This is a genomic window from Paeniglutamicibacter sp., assembly GCF_046714615.1.
In the GTDB taxonomy this organism is placed as follows: domain Bacteria; phylum Actinomycetota; class Actinomycetes; order Actinomycetales; family Micrococcaceae; genus Paeniglutamicibacter.
This window is the reverse complement of record NZ_JBKKAP010000180.1, coordinates 1-8,504: the sequence shown is the minus strand read 5'-3', so window position 1 is coordinate 8,504 and position 8,504 is coordinate 1. Positions and strand designations below refer to the sequence as shown.

Here is an 8,504-nt window from a genome sequence, read left to right as displayed (position 1 = left end):
GTGGTTATTCCGATAGCGGGGGCTGGATGACTGCCACTGCTGGGGTGTGGCGGGCGAAGTTCGGCATAACCAGAAGCCGGCAGGTTGAGTGATACTTCTATCTCCATTGTCCGGAGAGGAGCAGTGTTGTGTGTGATCGACTATCTGTAGGCCATTTGAGCCAAGAAATCCAGCCAAGTTGGTGGCCGGTTTCCAGCCAAATGAGCGATAAGAATCAGGCCAGTGAATTCCTCCCGGAAACCGTCATTCCGGGCCTGGCTTGGAGATAGAGATCACCCGGTGGTTCGAGGCCCTGCCCAGAGTGTCAAAAGACATGGGCCCGCCACCCCCAGATAGGTTCCTTACGGCGCTGCTATTGACAGAGCGATTGCGCCGGAAGGGCTGGAAAGCAGATGACGGTACCCATGTCCGTACAAGAAAATATCAGAAGTTTGGATTCCCAGGGAATCTCCGGTCGGGAGATCGCCCGGCGGTTGGGAGTCAGCCGGGACGCGGTGGCAAAGTATGCTGACCAAAAGGATTTCTCCCCGGCACCGGTGGTCCCGAAGACGCGTCCAGGGGGCTCCGTGCTGACCGGGTTCGAGCACATCATCGAGCAGTGGCTGGTCGAGGACCAGCGGCGGAACTACAAGCAACGGCACACCGCCAAGCGGGTCTTTGACCGGCTGGTTCAGGAGCACGGTTTCACCGGCGCGTATTCGCCGGTGCAACGGTTCGTGCGCCGCTGGAGGGCCGCGAACCGGCAGGCCGGTGAGGGCTTCACCGAGCTCGTCTGGCCCGCCGGCACCGTGCAGGTCGACTTCGGCGAGGCCGAGGCCATCATTGCCGGGATCCGGCAGGTGATGCACATCTTCTTGGTGACCTTCCCGTTCTCGAACATGCGCTTCGTGCAGGCGTACCGTGGCGAGACCGCAGAATGCGTTGCCCACGGGCTGCGGACGGTGTTCGAGCACATTGGGGCCGTGCCCCGCCACATGGTGTTTGACAACGCCACGGGCATCGGCAGGCGGGTGGGAACGAGGGTCGTGGAGACCAAGCTGTTTGGCGCGTTCAAGCTCCACTACAGGTCCGAGTCACGGTACTGCAATCCATATTCCGGACATGAGAAGGGCAATGTTGAGAACGCGGTGGGGTTCCTGCGCCGCAACTTCATGGTCCCCGAGCCGGAGGCCGCCACCCTTCAGGGCCTGAACAAGGTCTTCATGGCCAAATGCGACGCGTTGGCCAGCACCGTGCACTACCGCAAGGGCTTGGCCCTGGGTGAACTGTTCGCCCAGGACGTGGCCGCTTGCTTGGAGCTTCCGGGGGTCGGTTTCGAGGCGGTGCGCTACGAGTCCCGCAGGGCCGACAGGGTCGGGAACCTGCTCGTGGACGGGAACACCTACGCGGCGGGGTCTTCCTTCCATGGGCGGCTGCTCACGGTGGGGTTGGGGCACGACGTGGTGCAGATCCTGGATGAGCACTCCGCACCTGTCCGCACCTTCCGCCGCGTTTTCGGGAAGCAGACCGAGACGATCTTCGAGCCTTCGTCGCTGGTGCCGTTGCTGGTGACCAAGCCCGGTGCGTGGTCGCATTCCCCGTTGCGTGCCCTGGTCACCGACCCGGTGCGCGACTGGTTGGACAAGGCCACAGCCACGGACCGGCGGCGGCTGTTCAATGCGGTGGATGCCGTATCCGGGACCACCGGGTTCGACCATGCGATTCAGGCCGCCGACACGCTGATCAAGCGCGGGGACGGACCGGACATGGCCATGCTGGGCATGCTCGCCCGTCGCCTGGCCGACGGCACCGAACCGCCGGCGGCCAACGTGGACCTGAGCGTCTATGACACCTTCACCACCCTGAATATGACCACGGGAGAAGTCGCATGAACCCGATCACCGTCCAGGACCTCCTCGAGGCCGGAAAGCACGCTTCCTTGACCGGCAGCGTGTTGACCGAGTGGGCCGAGAAGGGCACCCCGAAGCAACGCGAATACCTGCACGGGGTGCTGGTGGCCGAGCATGAATCCCGGCTCGAATCCCGGCGCCAGCGGCTGTTGAAGGCCGCGCGGTTGCCGGCGATGAAGTCTCTGACCGGATTCGACTACAGCAACGTCAGGTTCCCCGAGGACTATGGAAGCCATCCCCTTGAATCCCTGGATTTCATCGACCGGGCCCAGGACCTGGTCCTCTACGGGGATGTCGGGACGGGCAAGACGCATATGGCCACCGCCCTGGTGGCGGCCGCGTGCCGGCGGGGCATCGCGGCGAGGTTCTTCACCACCTCGGCGTTGGTGATGATGCTGCGCCGGGCGAAGGAGGAGGATCGGTTGGACAAGGAACTCGCGTCCCTGGCCAAGAACCAATTGATCGCCATCGATGAGCTGGGATACCTGCCGATCGACACCGAAGGGGCCAGGCTGCTCTTCCAGGTGATCGCGGACGGGTATGAAAAACGGAGCCTGATCATCACGACAAACCTGGAGTTTTCGAGGTGGGGAACGGTGTTCGGGGATGACAACATGGCTGCTGCAGTCATCGACCGGCTGGTGCACCACGGGAGGCTTTTGCAGTTCCGTGGTGAGTCCTACCGGGTCAAAAATGCGTTGATGAAATAGGCCAAACGCCAACATGGCAGGAAACCGGGCTCACGTGGCCTGATTCTTAGCGCTTTAATGGCCGACTTAAAGTTGACGAAACACAACAGCGCCAACAGGTGCCGGACCGGGACAGGGAACCACCATCGAACGTCGGGCGTCGCGTGGATGCAGAAACGTGAAACGCCGGACCAGCACCGCCTCATCCGCTAATCCATGGCTTCTCGGTGCGTGCCCAGTGTTCAAGAACCAAAAGACCACGGACGCCATCGGCGTCGATGCCGGGAAACCCGAGCACCACAAGGTGGCCCTAAACTGGGCCGGCGAGAGGTTCTGGGCGAAGGCCAAGCCGTAGGACGAGGCCAAGCCGAAAGCCATGATCAGGCCCCAGTCCATGCATGGGCGACTGCTGTTCCTGGTGGACTGTCCGGCCACAGTCGTCGCCCTGCCGGCCCCAAGCCCCCGTAGCCCAGTCCCAAGCAGAAGTGATGCCCGCGACGCCCGCATCATCGGCGAGGCTGCCCCTCACCATGTCCCACACCCTGCGCTAGGTGGAAATCGCAGAGGCCGCAGGCCACCGAGCTGACCATGGCCTGCGGCATCAACGACGACCTGAACAAAGAAGGCAGAGCGACCTCGAAGCCGAAGCGCGGCCTGCACTTGTCATCCGCCCGGACCTGGAACGGATCGTCGACGCCCAGCTTGACCACACAGCGGTGCTGGAGCTGCTGGCCAAATATCGGACTACCACCGCCCTGCGCGCGGCCGGAAAGGAGCGGGTGGAAACCTCTGCCGTGCAGGCACGCCCCGCGGGCGTGGACTCGTTGGGCGCCTGAGGCCTTCGCGACGCTGGAGCAGCAGACAGTGATCGTACCGGGCACCGAAGTCGCCAGCAGCGCTCTGACACATCAGGCCCGTCTCCGGCCCACACCCGCACCGCTCAATCCGAGGTCATTGCATTGCTCGAGGCGTTGGCCGAGGTCAGCTCCACGGAACAGGCCTCCCCCAGGACACCTTGCTTCCACCCCGAGACTGGCGCCGGTGACCTGGAGGTCCGGGACCACCGTCCACAGGGGCCACTCCCCCGCGAAGGGCAACAAGGTCCGGAAACGGGCGTTCCATCTCTCCGCCTTTGCCTCGCCCATGTACCACGACTGAAAGCCAGCCGAGGGGAAGAACCATACCCAGTCCATCATCGTCCGGGTCCAGCGCAGGCGAACGTTCCTGTTCGCGATGCTCCACGACGGGGCCTTCCTACACGGCGGTCCAGGTCTGCTCACAGCGACGCAGCGCCGGCCGCTGGCACCCCGCCACAGTCCCCAGGGCGCCCAATCAGGAGGGGCCCTGGGTACGAGTTCGTTCCTCCCCGCCGACTCGGTGCTGCGCACGATGGCCGGCGGCGTTGATCACCGAGGCTAGGTCTCCGGTGACAAGGCGATGATCCCTGCCAGCGCTTCGAAGCCCCTTCCCTTGGAGACCACTTCGTCCATCGTCATCCGGATCCGGAGACTCCCCTTAGCCACTGTTTCCCTCAACCATTCATTGGCCCCGCCACCCAGCGCCGCGAACTCCGCGTTACTCTTGTGCGGGGCTGCCGCGCGCAGTCGTCGGGGACCTAGGTTCTGACTCCTGGGAAATGCTTGTCGTTGATGGTGAGGGACCCAAGGTGTGCCCAGCCACCTCCATCGGACACGTTGAAGCCGATCCTGTGGAACCCCGCGAAATCCTCCTTCGGGAGCGGATGCCCGATGAGCGTGTTCGCCGAGTCTCGGCATACCGCCAAAAGCGCGGTCGAATGGAAAGTAGTCGGAAGCGCCTGCGGTGCTTCCCTTCCATAACTAAGCATCCCTCTTGCGACCCAACGCGAATCCCGTCGCTCGCGGATTCTGAGGCCACCACGAACTGTCACGAAGACCGTCCCCCTTTGCGCACCAGGCCCGTACGAGACAAAAAGATTGATCTGAACGGGTACCGATTCTCTCTTGGCATGTTTCACAGAACCCTCGATCTGGCCCGGGGCATTAGATCCGCCGGCCAGGTCGTCAACACCGCGGTCGCATGTTGCGGGACAAACGCACCCTTCCGCTCTTTGCTCATCTCATCGGCACCCCGGCTATGCGGTGAACGATTACATCCTGTCAACGGCAATTGGAAACTGCCCACCGGCGGCACCGCGAGGCGGCCCACCTGTTCGCGCGGTCGAGCAAAATGAAGCACCATGCCCGGCCTGCTTGGCCCGAGCCGTGAACGGCCCAATCAGATCAAGTGGCGTGACTGCACCGCAGACCGACGGGACCCGCAGGCGGCGATCTCTAGAACAGTGAAGCCCTGGTCGGGACCTGTGGCCCAGACGTTCCGTACCGGACTTCGTTGTGAACACGAGCTGTCCCGGGAATCTCGCCGGCGTACAACGGCGGGATTGCCCGAGCGTACGATCAGGCACGCCACGGTTGCCGCCAGTGGTCAGCGACGGTCGCCATGGATGGCCAGCGCTATGCCACTCATGGGCAGTTTTGAACTTCGTCTGACACTTCTTGCTCGTCATCGCCGGGCAAAGCGGTAAGCACGCTGCCCGGAAGGCGGAGGCACAGGTCCATCGCAACAACACCACGGCCTGTAGTCTTTTCCGCCAAACAACCGCCACCGAGTACCACGATCAGGACATCCAGCCCACGCACAAGGCGGTCAAGATCCCTTCGGTAAATGGGCGGAGTCCAAAATCGTACGGGCCGCCCTGCTCCAGTTTCGTGCCCCACGGCCGTTCGTCCTTCCGGGTTCCGACCTTGAAAGCAGTACGCACCTTTGGCCACGGCAGCCAGATACCAAACGTTCCGAAGCCCGAAAGCCCGTGGCTTCAAGCTTCCCGTGCACGACCTTGATAATCCACGCCGGGTTGAACGCCATGGATAGCTGCGGGTTGATGCCTTTGTCGAGGCCCTCCGACATGTCGTCGCGCCTTGTTTTCATTCTGGCCCCTGTCGATTTGAGCCGAGGAATATTTGGAACAGCGGGCGGCTTCCGGGACCGCCCGAAACGCCTAGACGAATCGGTATGCAATCAAAAGAGTCCTTCGGGCGATCATGACGGAAGGGAACGGAATCATGGGCTGAGCGTCATTAGGCAGGCCTTCATGACAGCGGGCAATTTTCCATCGCCCAAGGATTAACGCCCGAGCTGCACCATCCGTCGACGAATTCCTTCTCGCGGTGTCATCAGAGATCGTACAACGTCATCGAGGTCGCAACACTGGTAGCACAGAGGCTACTAGGTGTTCATCGCTGCTGGCTCCACTCCCCCAAGGCAAAAGCGTTTGAGAACGAGAGATCCTTGGACAGTTACCAAATTGAACCATTCACTCGGTGAAGGGCCTGTTTGGGATTGATGCCCGGGCGACGCCAGGAGCTGAAGACTGTTCGTCCGGGACCGCACGTTCCAAGGCTTCAGCACTTCCAGCGGGGCGGCCTTGGGATCCTCGGTGGATTGCCTGTTGCCGACAGCGATGGCCCACACGATGTTGTTCGTGGGGAATCGCCAAGAGAGAGGTTCCAAGGGCGAATGCCGATTGCTTCTGTTCCCCAGCAGCGTCTCCGACCAAATCCGCTTCTACGGCCTGTTCGATTGGTTTGCACGAAAGGCAGTCGGTCGCTATGGCGTTCCTTGGATCACGGGCCGCGTATGGCCCCATCAGGAACAACAGGAGGGGCCGGAGGGTTGAACGCAAGGCGCAGCGATGGCGGCACTGGCCGGTGTTTTGCTCGTTGGGTGCTCTCTGAGCGCCAAGAGGGGCTCGGCGTCAGGGGTACCCTGCGATCGAGGATCGATCGTGGTGAACCCCGATAGGGCGACAAACATATTGCCGGAGATGGCGAGGTGGGACGACGCCGAGCTGGTACTCATGGATACCGCTGGCATCCAGCTGGGCAAGGATCTAGGACATCAATTTCCGATGCGACCGCAGTTCGGGTGCGCGGCTTCAGCGCGGTCAACGTCTGGCTGATCAAGGTTGACTTCACGGATCTGACGGCTGGTGGTCACATGGCGCCCGACGAATCCAGAATCTTTCCGCAACGGCTCATCTTCAAGTCTGTTCGGAAGCGGGACAGGCGCTATTGCGCCGTCATCGATCCTCCGAAGCTGCTCAGTCGCCGAGACCTTCTGGTTCCTATACATCGTTTCCAAGGTACTGCCGCCCTGCAGTGTGCGAATAAACGTGTCGCTGCAGGCAGCCAGGATTCCCCTGGGTTAGCGAAGGCTTCAGAGCCGCGGCCGAGGCCGTCGTGTGACCGGGCTCGTGCAATGCAATCCCACGCACGTCGGTCTTCCAGCCGAACAAGAATAAGCGGTGTTCGATGCTGCGCCCCGAACCAATGAAAATGATGCCCGCCTCCCGCTGTACACCGACATTCAAACTCGACCAAGTACAGGTTCAGGACGGGGTGCCTCGGGGAAGGTCCCCCAACCCGACCTTATGGAGCGCCGGTCGCTGGCGACGTTGCCGTTGACGTGTGGGTCGGTGCTGCGGCCTCCTGCAGGGTCCGTGCAGTGTTCCTCGTAAATCTGCGACAGATGGACCCGGTGCTGGCATTCTGTTTCCAACCCACTCGTAGTCTGATGTCGTCCGATGCATCCAATTGATTGTGGGAAGAGATTGTGATTCGAACGAGTGAATCTTGCCTTTGCTCCATTGGCGAGGCCACTTGGTTTTCCGGCGGCCGGGAACGGGCTCGAAGTTCACTTACAACAGGGATGAAAGCATCACCAGCACTTCGACAATCCGAGTTCGACTCAATGCCGCCACAAGAACGTCACCATATTGTCCTGGTTGGCCGTCTGGGACAACATCAGAATATTCGTGAGAGCTGTACCAAGGCCTCGTTCCCTACTCTGTGAACGCCACTGGACAGTGTGGGATCCTAGGCGTCTACCGGCAAGGCACTGCATTCGCTCGAATGGCCACTGCTGGTTTGGCGCTGGATTGGAGATCCGCTCCCTCAATAATTCAAAAAGCAACACAGTTCAGCCAAAGAGACTGCCCTGGCCGAGGATGCAACGAAATTCAGCAAGATTCCCTTGCGCACCTTCGGACGAACAACTAGGTTTATGGCTTCTGGAAGCACCCACCCTATTGCATCATCCAAGCTTGGTGGATCAATAAGTTGGCCCGGCCGTCGTCTGCAAGTCATGGCACCGTTACTACGGCCGCTGATCGTCAACATTCGTCTTGTTTCACGTGAAACATCGTCGTCACCATCACGCCCTCGATGTCGCATGGGCCTCGGGAACCGTCATTCGAGGGATTCGCGGAATATTTGAGTTGCGGCCAAGAGTCCGTCCCATATGGTCGCCTCCTTATTGATTTGGCCATGTTTGCTGGCACGTCCTGTGGCTCGACGAGCCCAACCACGAAAAGCTAGTGCCAAGCGCACGGCACTAGCTTCAATCGACAGCTCTAAAACAGGGCTTTCCGTTTTGTCACTTGCAGATAGATTCAAGCAGTCGTACACCAGTGCTACTCGCGACCAGGAGTGAGGACCGTCCATGTGCAGTGGCTCTGGAAGACCTGGATCGCCGCCTTCTGATGTTGCCGGCAATCGCCCATGAGTGCGATGGTCTCGAGGATCCAACATCCATCAGGATCATTGATCATTGATCATCCAATAATGAAAAGTTCCGGGGTCCGCGTAGCAACTTCTTCATCCAATCGATTCCCGGCCGCACAGTCATGGGGTGCGCTGGAGATCGGTCATTGTGGGCTCATCGTCGTGCGGAACCTGCTGCCAATCCGCACCGAGCGCAAGCGTGTGTTTCGTCAACTTTAAGTCGGCCATTAAAGCGCTAAGAATCAGGCCACGTGAGCCCGGTTTCCTGCCATGTTGGCGTTTGGCCTATTTCATCAACGCATTTTTGACCCGGTAGGACTCACCAC

Annotated in this window: 3 protein-coding genes; all 3 read left to right on the top strand. The window is 60.9% G+C overall.

What is annotated here, in order from left to right:
• The first annotated feature begins 404 nt into the window (after positions 1 to 404).
• On the top strand, positions 405 to 1,871 hold the full coding sequence (istA, locus tag ACLQ7E_RS21100; RefSeq protein WP_411734544.1) for an IS21 family transposase: 1,467 nt from the start codon (positions 405 to 407) through the stop codon (positions 1,869 to 1,871).
• Positions 1,868 to 2,599 (top strand): IS21-like element helper ATPase IstB, encoded by a 732-nt coding sequence (gene istB, locus ACLQ7E_RS21095; protein ID WP_411734543.1) that lies wholly within the window; start codon positions 1,868 to 1,870, stop codon positions 2,597 to 2,599. Before istA ends, istB begins: the two co-directional genes overlap by 4 nt.
• Positions 2,600 to 3,129: 530 nt before the next feature.
• On the top strand, positions 3,130 to 3,414 hold the full coding sequence (locus ACLQ7E_RS21090; RefSeq protein ID WP_411734542.1) for a hypothetical protein: 285 nt from the start codon (positions 3,130 to 3,132) through the stop codon (positions 3,412 to 3,414).
• Positions 3,415 to 8,504 lie beyond the last annotated feature (5,090 nt).

Coding starts and splice junctions, on each gene's coding strand:
- istA (WP_411734544.1), top strand. CDS start 405: ATGTCCGTACAAGAAAATATCAGAAGTTTGGATTCCCAGGGAATCTCC.
- istB (WP_411734543.1), top strand. CDS start 1,868: ATGAACCCGATCACCGTCCAGGACCTCCTCGAGGCCGGAAAGCACGCT.